The 20,419-nt window shown below is 50.2% G+C and carries 23 protein-coding genes; 8 read left to right on the top strand and 15 right to left on the bottom strand.

Features of this window, described 5'->3' with window-relative positions:
- Window positions 1–99: 99 nt before the first annotated feature.
- Genes HMY34_RS01625 through rfbA form a run of 12 tightly spaced genes read right to left on the bottom strand, consistent with a single transcriptional unit; the run spans window position 100 to window position 10,189 of the window.
- A complete protein-coding gene (locus HMY34_RS01625) occupies window positions 100–924 on the bottom strand; it encodes a glycosyltransferase (RefSeq protein WP_202717428.1) in 825 nt (274 codons plus the stop codon).
- Window positions 924–1,853, bottom strand: coding sequence for a glycosyltransferase family 2 protein (locus tag HMY34_RS01620; protein WP_202717427.1), 930 nt, complete (start codon window positions 1,851–1,853; stop codon window positions 924–926). Before HMY34_RS01620 ends, HMY34_RS01625 begins: the two co-directional genes overlap by 1 nt.
- Entirely contained in the window at window positions 1,850–2,308 is a 459-nt protein-coding gene (locus HMY34_RS01615) for an acyltransferase (RefSeq protein WP_202717426.1), read from the bottom strand. The genes HMY34_RS01620 and HMY34_RS01615 overlap by 4 nt, the downstream gene beginning before the upstream one ends.
- A complete protein-coding gene (locus HMY34_RS01610) occupies window positions 2,305–3,615 on the bottom strand; it encodes an O-antigen ligase family protein (RefSeq protein ID WP_202717425.1) in 1,311 nt (436 codons plus the stop codon). The genes HMY34_RS01615 and HMY34_RS01610 overlap by 4 nt, the downstream gene beginning before the upstream one ends.
- An 8-nt stretch (window positions 3,616–3,623) precedes the next feature.
- Window positions 3,624–4,907 (bottom strand): oligosaccharide flippase family protein, encoded by a 1,284-nt coding sequence (locus HMY34_RS01605; RefSeq protein WP_202717424.1) that lies wholly within the window; start codon window positions 4,905–4,907, stop codon window positions 3,624–3,626.
- The gene (locus HMY34_RS01600) at window positions 4,904–5,401 is read right to left on the bottom strand and encodes a glycosyltransferase (protein WP_202717423.1); all 498 of its coding nucleotides are present in this window, start codon (window positions 5,399–5,401) and stop codon (window positions 4,904–4,906) included. Before HMY34_RS01600 ends, HMY34_RS01605 begins: the two co-directional genes overlap by 4 nt.
- Entirely contained in the window at window positions 5,398–5,871 is a 474-nt protein-coding gene (locus tag HMY34_RS01595; protein ID WP_202717422.1) for a glycosyltransferase family protein, read from the bottom strand. Before HMY34_RS01595 ends, HMY34_RS01600 begins: the two co-directional genes overlap by 4 nt.
- On the bottom strand, window positions 5,868–6,824 hold the full coding sequence (locus tag HMY34_RS01590; RefSeq protein WP_202717421.1) for a class I SAM-dependent methyltransferase: 957 nt from the start codon (window positions 6,822–6,824) through the stop codon (window positions 5,868–5,870). The genes HMY34_RS01595 and HMY34_RS01590 overlap by 4 nt, the downstream gene beginning before the upstream one ends.
- Complete coding sequence (gene rfbB / locus HMY34_RS01585; RefSeq protein ID WP_202717420.1) at window positions 6,824–7,891, bottom strand: dTDP-glucose 4,6-dehydratase; 1,068 nt, start codon at window positions 7,889–7,891, stop codon at window positions 6,824–6,826. Before rfbB ends, HMY34_RS01590 begins: the two co-directional genes overlap by 1 nt.
- On the bottom strand, window positions 7,888–8,763 hold the full coding sequence (gene rfbD, locus HMY34_RS01580; protein ID WP_202717419.1) for a dTDP-4-dehydrorhamnose reductase: 876 nt from the start codon (window positions 8,761–8,763) through the stop codon (window positions 7,888–7,890). Before rfbD ends, rfbB begins: the two co-directional genes overlap by 4 nt.
- Window positions 8,760–9,308: a dTDP-4-dehydrorhamnose 3,5-epimerase gene (gene rfbC / locus HMY34_RS01575; protein ID WP_202717418.1), complete on the bottom strand. Its 549-nt coding sequence runs from the start codon at window positions 9,306–9,308 to the stop codon at window positions 8,760–8,762. The genes rfbD and rfbC overlap by 4 nt, the downstream gene beginning before the upstream one ends.
- Window positions 9,305–10,189, bottom strand: a complete 885-nt coding sequence (rfbA, locus tag HMY34_RS01570; RefSeq protein ID WP_202717417.1) for a glucose-1-phosphate thymidylyltransferase RfbA — start codon at window positions 10,187–10,189, stop codon at window positions 9,305–9,307. Before rfbA ends, rfbC begins: the two co-directional genes overlap by 4 nt.
- 128 nt (window positions 10,190–10,317) lie before the next feature.
- Between rfbA and HMY34_RS01565 the strand changes: the two genes are divergently transcribed.
- On the top strand, window positions 10,318–11,289 hold the full coding sequence (locus tag HMY34_RS01565) for an MBL fold metallo-hydrolase (protein WP_202717416.1): 972 nt from the start codon (window positions 10,318–10,320) through the stop codon (window positions 11,287–11,289).
- A gap of 6 nt (window positions 11,290–11,295) precedes the next feature.
- Here HMY34_RS01565 and HMY34_RS01560 read toward each other — a convergent pair whose 3' ends face one another.
- Window positions 11,296–12,252, bottom strand: coding sequence for a helix-turn-helix domain-containing protein (locus HMY34_RS01560; RefSeq protein WP_202717415.1), 957 nt, complete (start codon window positions 12,250–12,252; stop codon window positions 11,296–11,298).
- Window positions 12,253–12,430: 178 nt separating this feature from the next.
- Between HMY34_RS01560 and panB the strand changes: the two genes are divergently transcribed.
- The 3 genes from panB to panD are packed head-to-tail and all read left to right on the top strand — an operon-like array spanning window position 12,431 to window position 14,547.
- The gene (panB, locus tag HMY34_RS01555; RefSeq protein ID WP_202717414.1) at window positions 12,431–13,240 is read left to right on the top strand and encodes a 3-methyl-2-oxobutanoate hydroxymethyltransferase; all 810 of its coding nucleotides are present in this window, start codon (window positions 12,431–12,433) and stop codon (window positions 13,238–13,240) included.
- A 10-nt stretch (window positions 13,241–13,250) separates the two neighbouring features.
- Complete coding sequence (gene panC, locus HMY34_RS01550; protein ID WP_202717413.1) at window positions 13,251–14,117, top strand: pantoate--beta-alanine ligase; 867 nt, start codon at window positions 13,251–13,253, stop codon at window positions 14,115–14,117.
- A 49-nt stretch (window positions 14,118–14,166) separates the two neighbouring features.
- The gene (gene panD / locus HMY34_RS01545; protein ID WP_202717412.1) at window positions 14,167–14,547 is read left to right on the top strand and encodes an aspartate 1-decarboxylase; all 381 of its coding nucleotides are present in this window, start codon (window positions 14,167–14,169) and stop codon (window positions 14,545–14,547) included.
- Window positions 14,548–14,923: 376 nt separating this feature from the next.
- Here panD and HMY34_RS01540 read toward each other — a convergent pair whose 3' ends face one another.
- Window positions 14,924–15,367: a tetratricopeptide repeat protein gene (locus tag HMY34_RS01540; RefSeq protein WP_202717411.1), complete on the bottom strand. Its 444-nt coding sequence runs from the start codon at window positions 15,365–15,367 to the stop codon at window positions 14,924–14,926.
- A gap of 153 nt (window positions 15,368–15,520) precedes the next feature.
- Here HMY34_RS01540 and HMY34_RS01535 point away from each other — a divergent pair, with 153 nt between their 5' ends.
- From HMY34_RS01535 to HMY34_RS01525, 3 genes are all read left to right on the top strand, one after another.
- Window positions 15,521–16,642 carry an anthranilate phosphoribosyltransferase gene (locus HMY34_RS01535; RefSeq protein ID WP_202717410.1) on the top strand — a complete coding sequence of 374 codons (1,122 nt, stop codon included), beginning with the start codon at window positions 15,521–15,523 and terminating at the stop codon, window positions 16,640–16,642.
- Window positions 16,643–16,686: 44 nt separating this feature from the next.
- Entirely contained in the window at window positions 16,687–16,884 is a 198-nt protein-coding gene (locus HMY34_RS01530; protein ID WP_202717409.1) for an Alvin_2107 family globule sulfur oxidation protein, read from the top strand.
- A gap of 162 nt (window positions 16,885–17,046) precedes the next feature.
- Complete coding sequence (locus HMY34_RS01525; RefSeq protein WP_202717408.1) at window positions 17,047–18,171, top strand: GNAT family N-acetyltransferase; 1,125 nt, start codon at window positions 17,047–17,049, stop codon at window positions 18,169–18,171.
- 7 nt (window positions 18,172–18,178) lie between these two features.
- Here the strand turns inward: HMY34_RS01525 and glgC are convergent, their stop codons facing one another.
- On the bottom strand, window positions 18,179–19,447 hold the full coding sequence (gene glgC, locus HMY34_RS01520) for a glucose-1-phosphate adenylyltransferase (protein ID WP_202717407.1): 1,269 nt from the start codon (window positions 19,445–19,447) through the stop codon (window positions 18,179–18,181).
- Window positions 19,448–19,602: 155 nt separating this feature from the next.
- On the opposite strand from glgC, the gene HMY34_RS01515 reads away from it, so the two are divergent.
- Window positions 19,603–20,304: a Crp/Fnr family transcriptional regulator gene (locus HMY34_RS01515; protein WP_202717406.1), complete on the top strand. Its 702-nt coding sequence runs from the start codon at window positions 19,603–19,605 to the stop codon at window positions 20,302–20,304.
- Window positions 20,305–20,419: the final 115 nt, after the last annotated feature.

The raw sequence follows: 20,419 nt of genomic DNA, 5'->3' as shown, positions 1-20,419 counted from the left end.
CGGGCAACTTTTTAAGACACTCGGTAGTTGCCAAAACTGTTTCCTAATATAGCCTATGTTTGGATTTTTGTCGTAAAAAAAATACAAACGGCACATTTTTTAGCGTGAAGATTGATCTTTTTCCCACGTATAGGTTTGCAAGTGGTGGTATTGCCGCGCAGCCCGCCAGCGAATGAAACTTGCAATTAACAGGTAGACCACAGTGGCTACGGCATCCCGACTCATCAGTTTGTCGAGTAAGATGCTGGAGTACGCTTTTTTATCGGTTTTCGTGCAAAGCTGAGCCGCCGCTAATTGCATGTTTCCCAGACGAGCGCGAGTTTTAATCTTGATCAAAGAACTCAGGTTTCGCGGGGCGTTAATAAATATTTGTGTGCCAGCAATATTGTGGCGTTCCTGCGCGTCAAATTGACAGCGTACAAAACCATCATCGTTAATAATGTCAGGAAATTGTTGAAAACGCTCACGCCCTGCCTGACTAATGACGTAACTACAGGTGGCCACCACCCCTTCACGAATATAGGGAAGTTGCAACCACAGCCGGTAATACTGCTGTACTACCCAAGAAGATTGCGAGGTATCAATCACTGGTTCGGGTGCTGCCAACAAAGGGCTACCGCTTGCCATTGCAGTAATAATTGTCTGAATCGCGTGGGGTGATAAGCGCGTATCGGCATCAATATAAAACACCGGCCAGCTCGTGACGTGTTTTTCGGCTTCATTTAATGCATTGACTTTGGACGGTTTAGCGATGTCGAGGCAGATGGCGTGCGGGTATTCATTGCGAACAATCTCAGCAGTATTATCCGTACAGCCATTGCAAGCCACAATCAGGGTATCCAAACCTGCTTGAGCGCTGAGACTATCCAAACAGTGGCGAATCACGCTGGCTTCATTGTGTGCGGGCACAATCACACTCGCCATCAACGATACCCCTGCAACCAGTCGGCACGGTTGGCAAATACGGTTTGCCATTCGCGTCGTTGTGCCGATTTCGGTTTGAAGAGGGTGTGTAGCAGGTATTTATTCAGCACATACCAATACAGTAGCGCTTTATAAACGGGGCGCTGCCAAGCCACGACATGGCGGTTAAACAATTCCACTTTGCCTTTGAGTAACTTGATTTGTTTGCCTGAAAAATGGCTGTGGCTGACACCACCGTGGTGAATAATTCGAGCATCCGGGGTCACAATGGGCTGATGGCCTAAGGCTTTAGCACGCAAACAATAATCGGCTTCTTCGGCATACATAAAGAAACTGGCATCCAAGCCGCCGAGTTTGTCCCACAATTCCCGTGTGGTGAGGAAGAAGCAACCGGACACAATATCCACATCCTTAATCGTATCGCGTTCCCAGCAACCGTAATTCGCATTATTGAATAAACAAGTTTTGCTAAACAGCTTGCTCAAGCCCACGGCGCTGTAAAACAGGTCGCGTGGATTCGGTTTGCTCCAGGCGTGTTGCGTGTTCAAACTCATGTCATTGTTGAGGGTAACGCCACTCCATATGCCGCTGTCAGGGTATTGTTTGGCGAAACGTAACAAGCGATCTACCGCCGCATTCACGATTACGGTATCCGGGTTCAGCAATAACAAATAGTTGCCGTGCGCCTGTGCCGCACCCAATTGCACACCACCGGCGAATCCCAGATTAGCACCCGATTCAATCAATAGGACTTGCGGGAAAAATTGCCGAATCATGCTCACCGAGTCGTCACTGGAGGCATTGTCAACCACAATGACTTCAATCCTGCTCAGTTGGGTTTCGCGAAACAGTGATTCCAATGCGCGGCGAATGTAACCGGACGTATTGTAAGAAACCAGAATAACGCTGATTTCTGCATTTGCCGTCATGCCAATCTCCCGTAAGCAATGGTTTGAATTCCCGAACGCACGACTTTTGCGGGATTACCCGCCACAATCGAATGCGCTGGCACGTCTTTGGTGACAACACTTCCTGCACCGACAATCACTTGATCACCGATGGTCACGCCGGGCAAAATTATAGCACCACAACCGATGAAACAGTTAGCCCCAATGCGCGTTTTCTGATCGAATTGTCCACCATGCCGTCGGGTTGCGTAATCGTGTGCCAAAATGATACTGTCAAACGCGATGTAAGTTTTTTCACCGATTTCAATGCAGCGTGGATTGGTCTTATCCAAGCGGGCTTTAAACGAAATTCGCACATCCGGCGCAATATTCATGCCGTAAAGCTTGCGGAAATAACCCGTGCGCAGCCACAGCAGGCTGTCACGAAACCACACCAGCCACATAAACATTCTTTGATTGATAAAACGCAGTCTCATGTCTTGTCGTTGCTTCTCAGTTTATTGGTAGAGGAATTATTGGTGGAATCGCTTGCTGATACCAATTCTTCTGCCTGACGGTTCCAGAAAGGATAATATTGCGCCCAGCCAATTGCGCCCAACATAAAAAAGAACAGCGGTTGTAATTTGCCGAAATAGTCCACGGTAAACCCAATCAAAATCAGCGACATGAATGACACTATCCATGCGGAGACCATCCAGCGGGATTGATCGTGATGGTGATGAACGAGATTCAAGGCATGGAATACCGCGTAAAAACAGGCGAGTAATAATAGGATTAAGGCAAACAAGCCGTGTTGCAGAATCAGCAATAACCAGAAACTGTCAATGCTATTCCCCATCCATTCCATCCAATAGGGGCGTGTCCAATCATGGTGCGCAATCCCCCAGATCAAATTCTCGCGGATGTCATCGGCGGTGTATTCCCATTGCAGGATACGGAAATAGCCGGTATTCGGGTTGAAGGTCAAATACGAAATTAAAATTCCAAAAAATCCCCGATTGGAAAACGCTTCGATTAACAATGCTGTCGCTAAACCGCCAAAAAACAGCGAAATCCAGAATTGCCGCGCGTTATACCAAAACTTAACTAAGACGGCGGTAAATCCCTGAAAAATCAATGCCAGTAATGGTGCTGACGATAAGGTCAGTAGCATTGAAACCGTGATTCCCACCAATTTGCTCATATAATTCAGCGTACCGAAGCGCACCACTAACAACAGCACAAACGGGAAAAACAATGCCAGTAATGTTCCATACAAAATAGGGTGAGCGAACAAATTTGTTGCCCGCATAATGCCAGAACGAATGTAATGATAGGTATAAAGACGCGGGTCTAAAGCATGATTGCCCGTCAGTTTTTCAGCGATTTCATGCAGAATGCGGTGTTGACTGAAGGCTTCGTAGAGCGTGAATACCGTGAGCAAGGCGAGTAGTGCAATAAAGGTTTGGTTGATCCAATAAAACCGCTGCGGCGTTGTAATAAATAATCGCGCCAGATAAAACGCACCGGCGGTTTCAATTGCAAAAATGCCGGTTGATTCAACTGCTTTTTGCATACCATGATTTTGCCAGAAGCTGGCGAATACGATGCCGATTAGACAAAACAGCAAAATATCGACGAGATCCGCTTGTTGCAGCACGTCGCGCAAATTAAACAGCGCATACAATAACGCTAAACCCAGTACCACGCGGTAAGCCTCGACCCGCACCGAACCCACCATGATATAAAATTCCAGCGGGATAAAAATCGAGATAATCAATAGGATAGCGATAACTCTTAACATGGTGCTTCCTATCTTCGCTTATCGGGTACGTTTAGCAAACGCTTGGTAAAAAACAGCACTGTCACGCCGATGGTTAGCACCAAATTAGCGATAAGTGTCGCGCCAGCCGCTCCTTCAATTCCATGCCTTGGAATCAAAATCAGATTGGCGACCACATTAATGACCAACGCGAGTGCCAGCAAGCTGTTCAGATAACGCACTTGTGCCTGCACAATAAACATAAACGAAAACGTCAGGCTCAATGCCCGCACCCATTGCGCCACCAGTAAAATAGCCAGCGCCGCACCTGCTTGCACATATTCGGGTTTAAAGACATGGAGCAAGTGATCGCCCAGCAACAATAATAACAGTGTGACAGCTCCCAATGTGCCTGCGACTAAGCCGGTAGCTTGCCAGAAAAACCGCTTCAATTGTTCCGGCTGGTGCTGATGAATGCGCAGTAAACGCGGGTAAATCGTAGCATCCAACGCCCCAAGGAAAAACAGGCTAACAAACGATAAACGCGCCGCAACTGTGAACAGTGCCACATCCTCATTCGATAGCAACAAGCCGGTGAGTAGCGTATCTGCCCACAACATCAAAAAGGAAAAAAACGATACCGGTGCTAACGGCAGCGACTGTTGCAACACCGCTTTGACACTAAACTGCGTCGGATTAGCCGGATGCAAACTTCGCCACCAAGGACGTAACCAGTAAAACGATGCCAACCCTGCCAAGACCAATGACGCAATATACAACAATAGATAATGCTGATTGTCCGCAAAATTCCACCAAAATAGCCCAATCAGTAGCATATACGCCACCGCAGGCAAGGAATTTTGCACCAGAATCGACTCGGAGGTGTGCCGGATAGCTTTCAAAAATGATGAATTCAACATCACTAAATTGAAAAACAGAATGCCGCTGCCCGCCAGCAATAACGGCAGCATCTGAATCGCATCATCAAACAACCAGTGCTGCGATAGTGGTGCAAATACCAACCAGCCCAGCATGAAAATACCGCTGCTGATTAACACCATGCGGTAAGCATCGCGTAAATGCACGCCTTGTTGCTGCGTATCGGTTTCCTGAATCCGTGCTACATCGCGCACCAACCACTGTTCCACTCCCAAGCGGCTGAACAGCGAAACGCCCGTCACCAGTGTCATCAGCATGAATACCATGCCCGCTTCTGCCATCGGTAACGTGCGCGTCAACACGATTGCTACCGCAAAATTCAACCCAACCCCAGCAAAGCGGGCAATTGTCGAAAGTAAGCTGGTCAGTAGCAGGGAAGGATTTTGCAGGTTCATGTGCGGTTGCTGAGCGTAGTCGAAGCACGAATCGCTTGATCAATGAAATCAACCAGCGTTTGCCGCCGGGAATCGTTGTCCAGTGGTGCGGCTTGCAAGGTGTGTTGCCGTGCCAACAGTGCATACAATTCGTCTTGGGTGGTGGCGGTATACACCCCCGGCAATTGCCCCATCCAGGCTAAACCGTCCAGTTGGTGATCGTTGCGGTGTTCGCCGAGAGCGTGTTGGCGGTTCATCACGATAATGGGTTTGCGGTGTTCCAGCGCAGTAATGATATTGCCCATGCCTGCGTGTGAAATGATCAAGTCGGCATTTTGCACGTGTTGGTTAAACACTGCCGTCGTCATAAAGCGTTCCCATTGCAAGGTTTGCGGCAAATACTCCCCGCCTGCAATTTGTGCCATTCCCGTGAGAGCGTGTTGTGCCGCCCATTCATCCACGGCGCGGATCAGGCGATCAAACGGAAATTGCGTGCCAACCGCCACGAAAATCACAATACAGCTCCCTTGTATTGAATCGCTTGTCCATCGCTTAACTGTTCCCATTGCGTCAGGAACACATCGGCGCGTTTTTGAGCCAATTTACCCGCCCGTGAAATCTGTTTAACATTGGCGATACTGTCGACCCAAATGGTACGAATGCCGAGAAAACTACCCAGCCAAATCGCCACTGCACCGGGTGCTGCACCCGTCGATAAAATCGCTTTCGGGCGTTCTTTCAATAAGATATACAACACTTGCAAAGCACAGGGTATCAAACGCCACTTATCATCCGCACTGACATCCACCACCGAATACACCTTGCGTGTTGGTTCGCGTTCACCGAGCGAAGTCGACGTGAACAACCCCGCAGGCATCGCATACACCACCCGATAACGCTCTTCCAGCCCGACGCTCAGCCGATTAAGCTGAATCCAATGCCCGCCGGGTGAAGAAATTGCCAGCAATGTCGGCTTAACACTCATGCCGGTTTTCTCAAGTAAAACGCCGCTTGATCACCTTGATTCAACGCATTCAACTCGCGTGAACGGGTTTCAAACTCACGCACTTGTTCGGCGCTAAACAGTGAATTTTCCGGCGATTCCGACCACGAACGCGGGTCGCGCAGCGGAATATCCTGCTCGTATTGTTTGCTGCCCCAGAATTGCAAGGCGTTAGAATCGTACACCACTTGTTCGCACAAAAAGCCCGCCTGTTCCGCCAATGCCTGCATACTCTTGATCGAATGCAGGTACAAATGGCGTGGCGCATCCAATTGCACCCAATGCACGCCGTACTCTTGCCACACATACGACGACACGGTAGGCACACGCACCAAGGCGACTCCGCCCGGTTTCAGGATATTGAACGCTTGCCCTAAATTTGTGCGCTGATTCGGCAAATGCTCAAACGAATGGTGGAACATCACCACATCCCATTCGCCGGTTTCACTGAAAATATCGCGCTTCTCGATGCGCAAACCGTTTGGGTAAGCAATATCGGCTTGGTTAAACGGGTCGATACCCAACAGATTTTGGAAACCCATTTCGCGCAATGAATGCAATAAATGTCCTGCCCCGCAGCCCACATCCAGAATCCGCGTGTCTTGGTTCAGCTTGAGCGGGCGTAACGTGGCGAGTTTCGCATTCGGCATCCACAAGTGCATTACCCGCCCAATCAAACAGTTACCCGTGACTTCGTAACGATCCCGTAACTTCGTCAGGGCTTGTTTGAGCGGATTGCCTGCCTTGGTCGCATCGCTGTATGAATAATAATTGTCGGGATAATAGTCGGCAATATTGGCAGGAATCTGTTCGATTTGCAGGCAGTCACAATCCGCACACTGAAAATAACGGTGCTCATCGCGCAATCCCAGCATCATTTCCTTGGCGACATAGTGGCGATGTTCACCGTTACTGCCACAAATACGGCACTGCATTAAGCCTTGCCCTCGTGTGTACCAAACAGCTTGACATCGCCTTGCCAGAAATCGGGGTGGCTCAAATACCAATCCAGCGTTTTCGCCAAGCCACTTTGGAAAGTTTCAGCAGGAACATAACCTAATTCGCTGCAAATTTTGCTGTTATCAATCGCGTAACGGCGGTCATGCCCCGGACGATCGGTCACGTACACAATGTGCTGGTTGTGCGGCACATGCGGCGAATCCGGGAAACGCGCATCCAACAACGCACACAATTCGTGGATCAAACTCAGGTTTGCTTGTTCGTTATTGCCACCGATATTGTAGGTCTCGCCAATGCGTCCGGTGCGGATAATCAGGTCAATGCCACGGTTATGATCATCTACATACAACCAATCGCGGATTTGTTGCCCATCGCCATAAATCGGCACGGGTTTGCCTTGCAACAAGTTGGAAATCGCCAGCGGAATCAGCTTTTCAGGGTACTGATACGGCCCGTAATTGTTGGAGCAATTGCTGGTCGTGGTTTGCAAGCCGTAGGTGTGTTGGTAAGCGCGGACTACGTGATCAGACGCCGCTTTGCTGGCGGCATACGGCGAATTCGGCGCATACGGCGTGATTTCGGTGAAGGCAGGATCGGTGGCAGATAACGTACCGTACACTTCATCCGTAGAAACGTGGTGGAAGCGGTGTACAAAACCCGGTTTCTCATCCAACCACACGGTTTTTGCCGCTTTCAACAAGCTGTGTGTGCCGTCGATATTGGTTTTCAGGAATGCATCCGGCCCGTAAATCGAGCGATCAACGTGCGATTCCGCAGCGAAATGCACAATCGTGTCGATGGTTTCTTCGCGTAGCAATTGCTCTACCAGCGGCTGATCCAGAATGTCGCCATGCACGAAGCGGAAATTGCTTTGCCCTTCCAGCGGCTGCAAATTTTCGTAGCGTCCGGCGTAGGTCAGCGCATCCAAAATCACCAAACGGGTGTCTGGGTATTGTTGCAACCAAAAATGCACGAAATTTGTGCCGATAAAGCCCGCGCCGCCAGTGACGAGCACGTTGTGAGGTGTGTATGTCGTTGTCATGCTGTTACGTGTTGTTGTTTCAATTGAGTAAGCATCTGCCGCAAGCTCGTGCGCCAATGCGGTAGAGTGTAGCCCAGTAATGCCTCAGTTGCGCGTCTATCCATCACGCTGAAGGCGGGACGACGTGCGGGCGTTGGGTATTCGTCGGTGCGCAGCGGCTTGATGGGGATGGCTTTATCGAGCAAGCCCAGCGCCAGTGCTTCTTCCTGAATCGCCACAGCGAAATCGTACCAGCTCGCCACGCCATTATCGGCACAGTGGAAGATGCCCTGTGGTTTTTGCGCGATGAATGACCACAGCGTTGCCGCGAGTGTGCCAGTCCACGTCGGTGTGCCGATTTGATCCGCGACTACGCCAAGGGAATCGCGTTCGCGCATCAGACGCAACATGGTTTTGACGAAATTATTGCCGTAAGCCGAATACAGCCACGACGTGCGTACAATAGCCGCACTGGGGCTGGCAGCTTGCACGGCTTGTTCGCCCGCTAATTTGCTTGCGCCGTAAACACCAAGTGGTTTCGCCACGGCATTCGGCAAGTAAGGGGTGGATTGCAGCCCATCAAACACAAAGTCGGTTGAGATTTGCAGCAGGTAATAATCAAACAACGCGGCTTGTGCTGCAAAAGTTTGTGCGGCAGCGTGGTTGATCAGGTAGGCGTTTGCTGTGTCTGTTTCCGCTTTATCGACGGCAGTGTAGGCAGCTCCGTTGATGACAACATCTGGGCGATGTTGTTCCAGCGCATTGATGACTTGTTGCGGATCGGTAATATCAAGCGTATCCCGATCGGTTGAAATCAGGGTGATACCCGCAGGGCAGGTGGCTTGCAATTCCGAGCCAAGTTGCCCGTGTGCGCCAGTGAGTAATATTTTCATGCGAATTTGTCCGCCTCTTGCCAGTTTTTGCCCGCTTCATCTTTGGCAGAAATCGTGGGCTGTGTGCCATTAATTAGCGGCCATTCTATGCCCACAGTTGGATCATCCCAGCGCAGACTGCGGTCGTAAGCAGGGGCGTAAAAGTCGGTGCATTTGTACAAAAAGTCTGCCGATTCGCTCATCACATAGAAACCGTGCGCAAAACCGGGCGGAATCCACAACATGTGATGGTTTTCAGCGGAAAGTTCTGCCCCAGCCCATTGCCCGAAGGTCGGTGAGGATTGGCGTAAATCCACCGCGACATCAAACACCTTACCGCTGGTAACACGCACCAGCTTGCCTTGTGGGTTTTGAATTTGGTAGTGCATTCCGCGCAAAATGCCTTGACCCGAACGGCTGTGATTGTCTTGCACGAAGTTCAGGTTTAAACCTGCATCCGCAAACTTCTGTGCATTCCACGTTTCCAGAAAAAAGCCGCGTGCGTCGCCGAACACCTGCGGTTCGAGGATCAGAATTTCGGGGATGTTGGTGGGTATAATCTTCATTTCAGCAATTCCGCGAGGTATACGCCGTAACCGCTCTTTTTCAAGGGTTCAGCGAGTTTTAGCAATTGTTCATCGCCGATATAGCCCATGCGCCATGCAACTTCTTCGGGGCAGGCAATTTTTAGCCCTTGGCGTTCTTCAATGACGCGGATGTAGTTGGACGCATCCAGCAAAGAAGCGTGTGTGCCAGTATCCAACCACGCAGTGCCGCGTTTGAGCATTTCCACCTGCAACTGCCCGCGTTCCAGATACATTTGGTTGACGGTGGTGATTTCGAGTTCACCGCGATGGGAAGGGCGGACTTCACGTGCCACATCCACAATCTGATTGTCGTAGAAATACAAGCCCGTTACCGCGTAATTAGAGCGGGGTTTGGTGGGCTTTTCTTCAATACTGAGCGCTTTGCCGTTAGCATCGAATTCGGCGACACCGTAACGTTCGGGGTCTTTGACGTAGTAAGCGAACACGGTTGCGCCGGAAGTTTGTTGCGCAACGGTTTGCAAGCGGCTGGATAGCCCTTCGCCGTAGTAAATATTGTCACCCAGAATCAGCGTCGCAGGCGAATTGCCGAGGAAATCAGCGCCAATGATGAAGGCTTGCGCCAAACCATCCGGCGAGGGTTGCACGGCGTATTCAATGTTCAGTCCCCATTGCTCCCCATCGCTCAGCAAGTGTTGGAATTGTGCCGAATCTTCCGGGGTGGTGATGATGAGAATATCGCGGATACCGGCGAGCATTAGCACGGTCAGTGGGTAATAAATCATCGGTTTGTCGTAGATCGGCATCAGTTGTTTGCTGACGGCGCGGGTCAGGGGGTAGAGGCGTGTGCCGCTGCCACCAGCGAGGATAATGCCCTTGCGATGACTCTTGTTGTGTTGCATGTATAAAGCCTACCAGCGTGCTGACTCGAAAGCCGCCTATTGTAGACAAACCCACAGAAATTTCAGCTAATTCCGTAATCGGATACACTCTAGGCTCTCAGAAAATTTAATTAGGAGGAAATTAATCTATGAAACACCCCATGTTATTGTGGCTGGCAGGCATTACCTTGACAGCGTTCAGTTTAAGCGCTGCCGCAGCGGAGAAAGCCATTCATCAAGGTATTGTCGATAACTACAAAGCCGAAAAGGTATCCGAGCATGTCTATGTGATTCATGGCCCTGCCGGTCAGCCAGACAAAGAGAATCAGGGTTTTATTAATAATCCCGGTTTCATTGTTGGCGATAGCGAGGTCGCAGTGGTTGACCCCGGTTCAAGTGCCGCGATTGGACGTGCGGTATTGGCGCATATCCGCAAAGTCACGGATAAGCCAGTGACGAAGGTATTCATTACGCATATTCATGGCGATCATTGGCTCGGCAATCAAGCATTTAAGGAAGACAACGCCGACGCCAAGTTTTATGCCAGTGCGGGCATGATTGAAGATGCTAAACAAGGAGCTGGCGATTCGTGGATTGAAACCATGGATACCATGACCGAAAAAGCCACGGCAGGTACTGAGCTGGTGATTCCTACCGAGGCATTGACGCAAGATCAGGAAATCAAAGTGGGCAATGTCACGGTTAAAGCACACTTAGTGGAAGGTAAGGCGCATACTTCCAACGAAGTCATGTTTGAGGTGGTCGAAGACAAACTTCTGTTTACGGGGGACACCATCAGCAACGCCCGCTTAATCTTAATGGATGAAGGCAGTTTTCCCGGCAGCGCTAAAAACGCCGAACGCATTGTAGCGATGGATTTAAGCACGATTGTGCCGGGGCATGGTGCAAGCGGCGATAAAGCCATTGTTACCGCGTATGGCGACTACATGAACAAGTTGTATACCAGTGTCAAAGAACTTCGCGAGGAAATGGAGGCACACGAAATGAAGCCGAAAATTGCGGAACAAATCGTGGCTTACAAGGATTGGCATAGCATGGAGGATACCCTTGGCAAGCACATTAGTTTAGCGATTCTGGAAGCAGAACAGGAAGATTTCTAAGTTGCCTTACTCTTTCAGCATTTCTTGAATATCCACACTGAAGTTTTCCAGAACCGCAGCACTGTCTTCGGGGCTACGTTTCTGGATTTCTTCATAAAAAAAACGAATCGACATTTCCATGCTAATGCCATCTTGTAATAGCGCGAGCGTTTCTCGGCCGATGCGCAGTAGGGTGACGTTGGCTTCCAATAACGGCACGGTTTGAAAATAAAAATCGTGTACCTGCTTGCAAATCATTTCATCATGAATTTCCAGAAAGACATCACCTTGTTGCTGTTGCATGATGGGCGCAAGCATTAGCAACGTGGCTTTTTCGGGCAGCAACACCAGATTCGGAAACAGGCTGTGCGGCGTGAAACTGGCGCGTGAAAAGAAGTACAAGCGCTTGTGGTGGCGTTGCCGAAAATGCTCCACATAGCGCTCCAAAATGCTGTCGCGTTGCGCGTAACCGTAGCGACTAATCGGCGAGAAAATAAAGCTCAACAGGGAATCCAGCGTATGCAGGTGTGTTTCGCAATAATCGGATTGTGCGATTTGCTTGAAGCGTCGGTTAGTCGCCTGATTTACCATGAAAAATGAGGAAGGGAACTGGCTGTAAGCGAGAATGCGCCCGGCTGCTTCCATGCGTGTAAAGTAATCATCAGCGTCGCTATCCGTCGAAAATTGTTGCAAGCAAAAGGCATTTTTGTGCAGGGAACGGAAATGCGGTTTCAGCAAATCGTCAATATCCGTACCAAAGAATTGCGAATAACCGAGCAATTCAGGTACGTCTAGGGTGGATTTTTCCAGCTCAATCCGCGCAATGTCGGGTTGTTGAATGACGAAGCCATGTTTCATGTAAGGCTTGATCAAACTTTGCAGTGCTTGTGCCAATCCAGCTTGACTTAGCCCTTTTATTTTTCGTAACGCCTTGAGGCGTTTGCCATCCTGCGGGATGTGCCGATTCTGTGTATCTGCTTGCATTTGTTTAGTTATTGTTCGATTCATTTAAAGATAACAATATGCAATAAGTTTACACAATATGCAAATTTTGTATAAGTTATAACCTGAATCTGCTGGTAACGCTCAGGTTAACTGGCTGAAATGTTGCGGTGTGGTAAACTGCACTGCAACATTTAACGGATTCTGGGAGATAAGCCGCATGAGTACCAAACCTGAGTCGCGCGTGACCGTCACGACCTTGCGTAAGATGAAACGTGAAGGCGAAAAAATTGTCATGCTGACGGCTTACGATGCCAGTTTTGCCAAAGTACTCGACGCGCAAGGAGTCGATGTGATTCTGGTCGGTGACTCATTAGGCATGGTGATTCAAGGACACGCAACCACCGTCCCCGTAACGATGGATGACATGGTTTACCACACCCGCGCTGTGACCAAAACCAGTCAACGCGCCTTGGTCATTGGCGATTTACCCTTCATGAGTTACACCTCGCCCGAACTTGCCTTGCGCAATAGTGCGCGTTTGATGCAGGAAAGCGGCGCACACATGGTCAAATTAGAAGGCGGGGCGCCGCAAGTCGCTACCGTCAGACAACTGGCGCACCATGGCGTGCCGGTGTGTGCACATTTGGGTTTGCAACCACAATCGGTTCACAAGCTCGGCGGCTATCGGGTGCAAGGGCGTGATGAAGCGGTTGCCAAACAAATGCTCGACGATGCCATTGCCCTGCAAGAAGCGGGGGCGGATATGTTGGTGTTGGAATGCGTCCCCGTGGCGTTGGCAGCACAAATCACGCAAGCCTTAGAGATTCCAACCATTGGGATTGGGGCGGGGCGCGACTGTGACGGGCAAGTGCTGGTCTTACACGATATGCTGGGTATTTCACCGCGTGCACCGAAATTTTCCCAAGATTTTATCGGCACGGGCGCAACCATTCCGCAAGCTGTTGCCGCGTATGTGCAAGCCGTCAAAGCGGGTACATTCCCTGCCGATCAACACTGTTTTTTCTAAAGAGCACCCCATGATTATTGTTCAAGCGATTGACGCACTGCGTGAAGAACTCAAAAGTTGGCGCAGGGCGGGTGAAACCATTGCGTTTGTGCCGACGATGGGCAACTTACACGCGGGGCATATTGCCTTAGTGAAACGGGCGCAGGAACTCGGCAGCAAAGTGGTGGTATCCATTTTTGTGAACCCGACCCAATTTGATCGCAAGGAAGATTTGGCAGCGTATCCGCGTACTCTGGCGGACGATTGCGGCAAGTTGCAAGCGGGCGGGGCGGATTTGGTGTTTACGCCAACGCCTGCGCTGATGTATCCCACCGGTGGGCTGGCGACGAAGGTTGAGGTGCCGGGTCTCAGTGAACTATTAGAAGGTGCATCGCGCCCCGGTCATTTTACCGGCGTTTCTACCGTGGTTTGCAAGCTGTTTCATCTGGTGCAGCCGGATGTGGCGGTGTTTGGCGAGAAGGATTTTCAGCAGTTGATGGTGATCCGCCAGATGGTGCGCGATCTGGATATGGACATTCATATCGAAGGTTTGCCCACTGTGCGAGAGGCTGACGGATTGGCCATGAGTTCGCGCAATGGCTACCTCACCACCGCTGAGCGGAAACTTGCCGCCGGATTGCAGTTGACCTTACGGGAAGTGGTTGACGCGCTGCACAAATCTAGGCAGGATTACGCTGCTTTACAGGCCGAGGCAATGCAGGCACTGGTATCACGCGGTTTCCAACCGGACTATGTGGAAATTCGGCGCACAGTGGATTTGTTACCCGCGCAAGTGGGGGATGAAAATTTGGTGGTGCTAGGTTCGGCATGGCTGGGCAAAGCTCGCTTGATAGATAATATCCCCTTAACATTGAAAAAATTAACAGAAACATCATAATAGTATTGCGCAGAATACTACTGCTTGATTGTTACCGGAGGAATCGCTAATGGAGCTGTCGCTTCTCAAATCCAAACTGCACCGTGTTACCGTCACTCATGCTGAGTTGGACTATGAAGGTTCCTGTGCGATTGACGATAATTTGTTACGTATCGGCAATATTCGTGAATACGAGCAACTGCATATTTACAACATTACCAATGGTGAACGTTTTTCCACGTATGCCATTCGTGCGGAAGCGGGTAGTGGAATTATTTCAATCAATGGTGCGGCGGCACACAAAGCTAGCACTGGGGATCTGATTATCATTTGCACGTATGCCAGTTTTGCCGAGGCAGAAGCGGGTCTGCACAAGCCACAATTGGTGTATGTGGATGCTCAAAATCGGGTAACGCATACGGCGGGGCAAATTGCAGTGCAAGCCGCTTGAGACTTGTATTAAAATAATACACTTCGTCGGGAAAAAAGAAAAACCGAGCGTTTGTTGTTATTCTTGTTGCTCGGTACACATTGCATGAACGTATTATTGTTATGATTCTCATCTGTTAAGGGTCTGCTCACCCACGCTCAGATGGTTAAGTTAATGGTCGGTCTGACGTTCTTAACGTGCAGGCCGACTGGCTTTTTCATAACCGTTCCATCGTCAGCCAAGGCTTATTGTTGTTATTGTGCGCCCGTCATCCATGCCGTGCATCTTACGGGTTTGGGCTGAATCAGTACTTAATTCATTAATTTTATTAATGCGCCTATTTTATTGATTTTTAGGGATTATAGTGCTTAATCCCCCGTTCAGTTTGTCCCAGTTTTCACCCTAGGTCATCGAAGCCCGCGAGTTTGTAGAGGCGCTTGGCTTCTGCCTCATCTTGCGGAACACCGTTGCCTTGCTGGTACATGAGGGCGAGTGTGGTGAGAGAGCCTTGTAGCCCTTGCGCACCGGCTAGGCGAAACCATTTGGCAGCTTCTGCACCGTTTTTCTCTGCGCATTCGCCTTCTAGGTGCATAAACCCCATGCCGTGTTGGGCTAAGCCGTAACCTTGTTCCGCCGAAGCTTTCATCAGGGCAAACGCTTTGGCATCATTGCGCACCGTGCCGAGACCGTTTTGATGCATAATGGCGCACAGGTGTTGTGCGACCTTATCGCCCTGATCCGCGAACGGCGACAGCATTTGCATGGCTCGCGAGAAATGCTTGGCTTCAAATGCGGCCATGCCGCTGGCGAAATCCATAGACTCATTATCGATTTGTGACACGGGAATCTCCTTGAACGTAAAATTGGGTTTTAATCTTAGCGCATTCTGGTCTGTGTTCTGAAATAGCCCGCCGGGGTGTCAGTGTTACCCCTAGAGGGATATTCAGAAACAGGGACGCGCTTCTTAAACTTCCGCGATATGGAAAATGCCACGATGACTGATACAAATACCGAACGCAATTTAAAATTGCACATGCGCCAATGCATTCAAAAAGTAGCCACAGGCCCTGAATACAGCAAGGACTTGAGCTATGAGGATGCGTATTATGCAATGCGCCACATTTTAAGTGGCGACGCTGATCCGGTGCAGGTGGCGGTTTACTTTATTGCGTTGCGCATGAAGCGGGAAACCGACGAAGAAAATCGGGGAACCTTACAAGCGTTGATTGATACTTCGGTGATTCAGACGGCGGCCGTGGATGAAATCCTCGATGTGTCTGACCCGTATGACGGTTATACACGCGGTGTACCGGCGTCCACGTTCGTGCCAGTGGTATTGGCCAGTATGGGCGTGCACGCGGTCTTGCACGGCTTGGAACAAGTCGGCCCGAAATTCGGTGCAACGCACCACAAAGTGTTGCAAGCGGCGGGTATCAATGTGAATTTGACCCCGGCAGAAGCCTTGGCGCAATTGGAACGGATCGGTTGGACTTACCTCGATCAACGCCAATTTGCAGCGGGTTTGCACGATTTGATTCCTATCCGCCAGCGCATGATTAAGCGTCAAGTGCTGACCACGGTAGAAACCATGTTGGGGCCGATTCGCGGGCGGGTAAAAACCCATTGCATGGGCGGGTATGTGCACAAAGCTTACCCACCAATTTATGCGTCATTGGCGCGGCAGGCGGGGTTTGATAGTGCTATGTTTGTGCGCGGTGTTGAGGGCGGGGTGATTCCTTCGTTGCAACAAGCGGGCAAACTGTTCTATTACTACGACAAGGGTGAGGTGCAACAGCGTGACCTTGACCCTAAAGCGTTTAGCTTGCAAGCCGACGTGCGTGCCGTGCCTTTGCCGGATGATTTGCCCGCAGCCCCGATGATAGGGGATGAGATTGCGACCACGGTTGATAGCGATGCGTTGGCAGCTAGAGCCGCTGCAATGGGTATCGCGGCACTGGGTGGCGAAACAGGTTTGATGTACGACAGTCTGGTATACTCCGCCTCGATCTGTCTGGCGCATTTGGGCCGTTACGGTTCGATACAGGAGGCCGCTGCTGCGGTACGTGCGACGCTGAATAGCGGTAAAGCACTGGAAACACTGCGTGCTGCGGCGTAAGCGGCAGCGCGTTTATTTTCATTTTATTTAGAGAGGACACGACAATGAATATGCAGTATTACAACGCTGTAGTAGAAATGGAAAAAGCAGGCGTTGACCCTGAGTTCCTGCAAGGCTGGCAAGGTGGCTACCTGCTTAACCCGATGCGTGAAGAACAGCGTCTGACTGAAGCCTATGAAGCGGGTTATGCTGCTGGTCAGGAAAAAGACATGGAAGCTTACAAAGAGTGGCTTGCTGCTTAAGCAATACGCTGTATTGTCAGAACACAAAAAGCGAGCCACGGCTCGCTTTTTTATTGTCGCCCATTTGGGTACGTTTGTCGGGTATTTGCTTAAGCTTACGGGTTCATTAGGAACACAATATTGCTTATACAGTGATTCAATAACGATAAACGGGTATCCATTTTGATTACGCAACTAGTAACCGCCATACGTGAATTGCGTGATATTGTCCCGGCTTGGGACTTGCTCACACGCCAAGCGCTCGAACCCAATGTTTTTTACGAAAGTTGGGCGTTATTGCCTGCTTTAGACGCGCTCGTGTCACCGGAGCTTCCGGTTGCTGTGCTATTGGTATGGGCGGATACCGCGCATTCACACCTCACGGGTTTATTGCCGTTGGTCAGAAGCCAAACCTATCAGAAATTTCCCGCCTGTCATTGGATGAATTGGTTGCACCCGCATTGCCCGCTTGGTACGCCCCTCGTGCATCAGGATTATGCGGAAGAAACCCTGCAAGCGGTATTTGCGTGGTTGCGTGAGCATTCGGGGGCACTGGCGTTTTCGTTGAATAAAGTACCCGCTGAGGGTGAATTTGCGCGGCAATTACGCTTGTTGACGCAGCAGCAGGGCGGCTGGGTCAATGAACACGATACGTGGGAACGTGCAGTGTTGACTTCCGGGCTTTCTGGTGAGGCGTATGTCAGCACTCATCAGCGTAAAAAGAAGCTGAAAGAATACAATCGCTTACGGCGACGTTTGGAGGCATTGGGAACGTTAGAATGTCGGGCATTGTTGCCGGGGCAAAGTCACGGTTTGAGTGATTGGATCAAGGATTTTCTCGATCTGGAGCAACAAGGCTGGAAAGGGCGGGCGCTGACGGCCATGAGCTGTCAGTCGGGTGAACGTCAATTTGCTGAAAACTTAATCCGCAATGCGGCGGCACAGGGGCAGTTGATGATGCTGAAACTGTTGCTGGATGGTGAAGTAATTGCCATCAAATTGAATTTGACCAGCGCGACGCAAGGCGGCTATGCGCTCAAAATTGCCTATAACGAAGCTTACGCGGCGTATTCGCCCGGTGTGTTGTTAGAGTTGGAAAATATTTATTGTACGCTGGATAACACGCGGCTGTCGTGGGTGGACTCGTGCGCCATACCCAATCACCCGATGATTAACCATTTGTGGGTGGAGCGCCGTAAAATGGCTAATTTCCACATGAGTACGCATCGGGTGTTGAGTAAGCCGTTGTTACACAGTATGCAACTGGTAAAAATTGCTTACCAGTATTGTAAAGGTATAAAGGCTTGAGACAGCGTTAACCAACGCTGGCTGAACCTTTTTGCCCCAGCATTTCCGGCGTAACCAAAGTAATGCCTTTGGGGGTGACGCGGAAACGTTGGGCATCCGCTACCGGGTCTTCGCCAATGATCGTGCCTTCGGGCAGGTCGCAGCCACGGTCAATGACCGCACGGGTGATTCGGCAATGCCGCCCGACACGCACTTCGGGGAGTAACACCGAATCCTGCACGGTGCTGTAGGAATGCACTTTGACATTCGAGAACAGCAGCGAATTGATCACAGCCGCACCGGAAATCACGCAGCCTGCGGAGACCACCGAATCCAACGCTTTGCCTTCACGACCCGGATCGCGAAACACGAATTTCGCTGAGGGCAGTTGGCGGTGATAAGTGAGGATGGGCCAAGTCTCGTCGTATAAATTCAGTTCTGGGTCGACGGATACCAGCTCCATATTGGCTTCCCAAAACGCATCAATCGTACCCACATCGCGCCAATAAGGTTGTTTGCCGGTGATGGGGTCGCGGAAGGGGTAGGCATATACCGCGTGTTCCGCAATCAGTGAAGGAATAATGTCTTTGCCGAAATCGCGACTGGAAGCAGGATTTGCCGCATCTTTGTGCAATTGCTCAAACAAAAAGTCGGTGTTGAAAATGTAATTGCCCATCGACGCCAAGGCGGTATCGCTTGAAGCGGGCATTGGGCGTGGCTCAGCCGGTTTTTCATCAAACCCTATCACGCGGTGATTGTCATCGACCGTCATTACCCCGAAACCTTTGGCATCTTCTAACGGCACACCCACGCACGCCACGGTCATGTCAGCGCCTTTTTCGACGTGGTAGGCCAGCATTTCACCGTAGTCCATTTTGTAAATGTGATCACCGGCGAGCACCAAGACGTATTTGGGGCGTAAAGTTTCGACAATATCGAGATTTTGGTAAATCGCATCCGCAGTACCCGCGTACCAGTTGCCCGTCGTGCGCTGCGAGGCCGGTAACACTTCCACAAACTCGCCTAATTCCGTGCGGAAGTTTGACCAACCGTGTACCAAATGCCGGATGAGGGAGTGCGCTTTGTATTGGGTAAGTACGCCGATTTTGCGAATCCCAGAATTCACGCAGTTAGACAGCGGGAAGTCGATAATGCGGAATTTTCCACCGAAGTAAACCGCTGGTTTGGCGCGGCGATCGGTCAGCTCATACAAACGTGAGCCGCGTCCACCCGCGAGAACTAAGGCTAGGGTTTCACGTGTCAGCAGGCTGACGAAGCGCGGGTTATTGGTTGTCATATTATGGTGCTCCCAGAGTCAGTTACTTGTACCTGATGGCAAGTGTACCCTAAGTGAAGAGGCTGCCGCTGACCAGTCTGTTAAATTTTTGATAAATAGCAATGCATATTCATCAGCTCTCTCTAATATTGGAAACTGGTAAAGGGAGAATAATGATGATGATGGAATCTCAGGTGAGCAGTGGGCAATTAAAGCAATGTCGCGTGCATGAGTTTGCTTTTTTTAACGAATTAGCAGAAGACATTCATCATGTGCTAAAAAGCGTCGAGAGTGAAGCGCTCGACTACACGGCTACTGAAACCATTTACCACGCAGGCGTCAGTGCTCAGCACATTTACTTATTGCGTGATGGCTACGTCAAGTTGTTTAAAACCACTGCGAATGGTAAAGACCAAATTATCCGCATTGTGAAAGCGGGTGAGGTTTTTGGTTTTGATGGTTTGGTTGATGTGCGTTACAACCACAGCGCAGTGCCATTAAAACAGGCGAGTGTGTGCCGCATTGCTGTTGCGAAATTCAATACCTTAGGTGTTTACCGTCCCGAAGTTGAACGTTTAATCATGGTGCGTTGTATTCAAGAATTGCAGCACGCGGATGAGCGTTTACTGGAATTGGGGGCAAAACGTTCTCAGGAACGCCTCGCCAGTTTTCTATTATCATGGTGCACGGTCTCACCGATGAATAAATGGACACCACTGGTATTGTCCCGCCTTGAAATCGCGCAACTGCTGGGGCTGACTATCGAAACAGTTAGCCGCTTGTTCGCACAGTGGAAACGTGACGGTTTGGTGGCGGAAAAGCATCAAGCGATTCAAATTCTCGATCGTAATAAAATAGTGTTGTTGGCTAATAATTAAAATTGTTGATTGGGTGACAGTTGGTTCGCTACTGTTTGGAAGCAGTGCTGGGGCATTATTGACGTGTTTCGTAACCCCGTAAACCAAACTGATCCGTCAAATTACCTGCGCATTT

The organism is Thiothrix subterranea, from assembly GCF_016772315.1.
Taxonomy (GTDB): domain Bacteria; phylum Pseudomonadota; class Gammaproteobacteria; order Thiotrichales; family Thiotrichaceae; genus Thiothrix; species Thiothrix subterranea.
Note: the sequence above shows the minus strand (reverse complement) of the source record. Positions and strands in the feature narration are given on the sequence as shown.

Excerpts from the sequence above, each read along its gene's own strand:
- HMY34_RS01625 (WP_202717428.1), bottom strand. The coding sequence starts at position 924 with ATGGCGAGTGTGATTGTGCCCGCACACAATGAAGCCAGCGTGATTCGC.
- HMY34_RS01620 (WP_202717427.1), bottom strand. The coding sequence starts at position 1,853 with ATGACGGCAAATGCAGAAATCAGCGTTATTCTGGTTTCTTACAATACG.
- HMY34_RS01615 (WP_202717426.1), bottom strand. The coding sequence starts at position 2,308 with ATGAGACTGCGTTTTATCAATCAAAGAATGTTTATGTGGCTGGTGTGG.
- HMY34_RS01610 (WP_202717425.1), bottom strand. The coding sequence starts at position 3,615 with ATGTTAAGAGTTATCGCTATCCTATTGATTATCTCGATTTTTATCCCG.
- HMY34_RS01605 (WP_202717424.1), bottom strand. The coding sequence starts at position 4,907 with ATGAACCTGCAAAATCCTTCCCTGCTACTGACCAGCTTACTTTCGACA.
- HMY34_RS01595 (WP_202717422.1), bottom strand. The coding sequence starts at position 5,871 with ATGAGTGTTAAGCCGACATTGCTGGCAATTTCTTCACCCGGCGGGCAT.
- HMY34_RS01590 (WP_202717421.1), bottom strand. The coding sequence starts at position 6,824 with ATGCAGTGCCGTATTTGTGGCAGTAACGGTGAACATCGCCACTATGTC.
- rfbB (WP_202717420.1), bottom strand. The coding sequence starts at position 7,891 with ATGACAACGACATACACACCTCACAACGTGCTCGTCACTGGCGGCGCG.
- rfbD (WP_202717419.1), bottom strand. The coding sequence starts at position 8,763 with ATGAAAATATTACTCACTGGCGCACACGGGCAACTTGGCTCGGAATTG.
- rfbC (WP_202717418.1), bottom strand. The coding sequence starts at position 9,308 with ATGAAGATTATACCCACCAACATCCCCGAAATTCTGATCCTCGAACCG.
- rfbA (WP_202717417.1), bottom strand. The coding sequence starts at position 10,189 with ATGCAACACAACAAGAGTCATCGCAAGGGCATTATCCTCGCTGGTGGC.
- HMY34_RS01565 (WP_202717416.1), top strand. The coding sequence starts at position 10,318 with ATGAAACACCCCATGTTATTGTGGCTGGCAGGCATTACCTTGACAGCG.
- HMY34_RS01560 (WP_202717415.1), bottom strand. The coding sequence starts at position 12,252 with ATGCAAGCAGATACACAGAATCGGCACATCCCGCAGGATGGCAAACGC.
- panB (WP_202717414.1), top strand. The coding sequence starts at position 12,431 with ATGAGTACCAAACCTGAGTCGCGCGTGACCGTCACGACCTTGCGTAAG.
- panC (WP_202717413.1), top strand. The coding sequence starts at position 13,251 with ATGATTATTGTTCAAGCGATTGACGCACTGCGTGAAGAACTCAAAAGT.
- panD (WP_202717412.1), top strand. The coding sequence starts at position 14,167 with ATGGAGCTGTCGCTTCTCAAATCCAAACTGCACCGTGTTACCGTCACT.
- HMY34_RS01535 (WP_202717410.1), top strand. The coding sequence starts at position 15,521 with ATGACTGATACAAATACCGAACGCAATTTAAAATTGCACATGCGCCAA.
- HMY34_RS01530 (WP_202717409.1), top strand. The coding sequence starts at position 16,687 with ATGAATATGCAGTATTACAACGCTGTAGTAGAAATGGAAAAAGCAGGC.
- glgC (WP_202717407.1), bottom strand. The coding sequence starts at position 19,447 with ATGACAACCAATAACCCGCGCTTCGTCAGCCTGCTGACACGTGAAACC.
- HMY34_RS01515 (WP_202717406.1), top strand. The coding sequence starts at position 19,603 with ATGATGATGGAATCTCAGGTGAGCAGTGGGCAATTAAAGCAATGTCGC.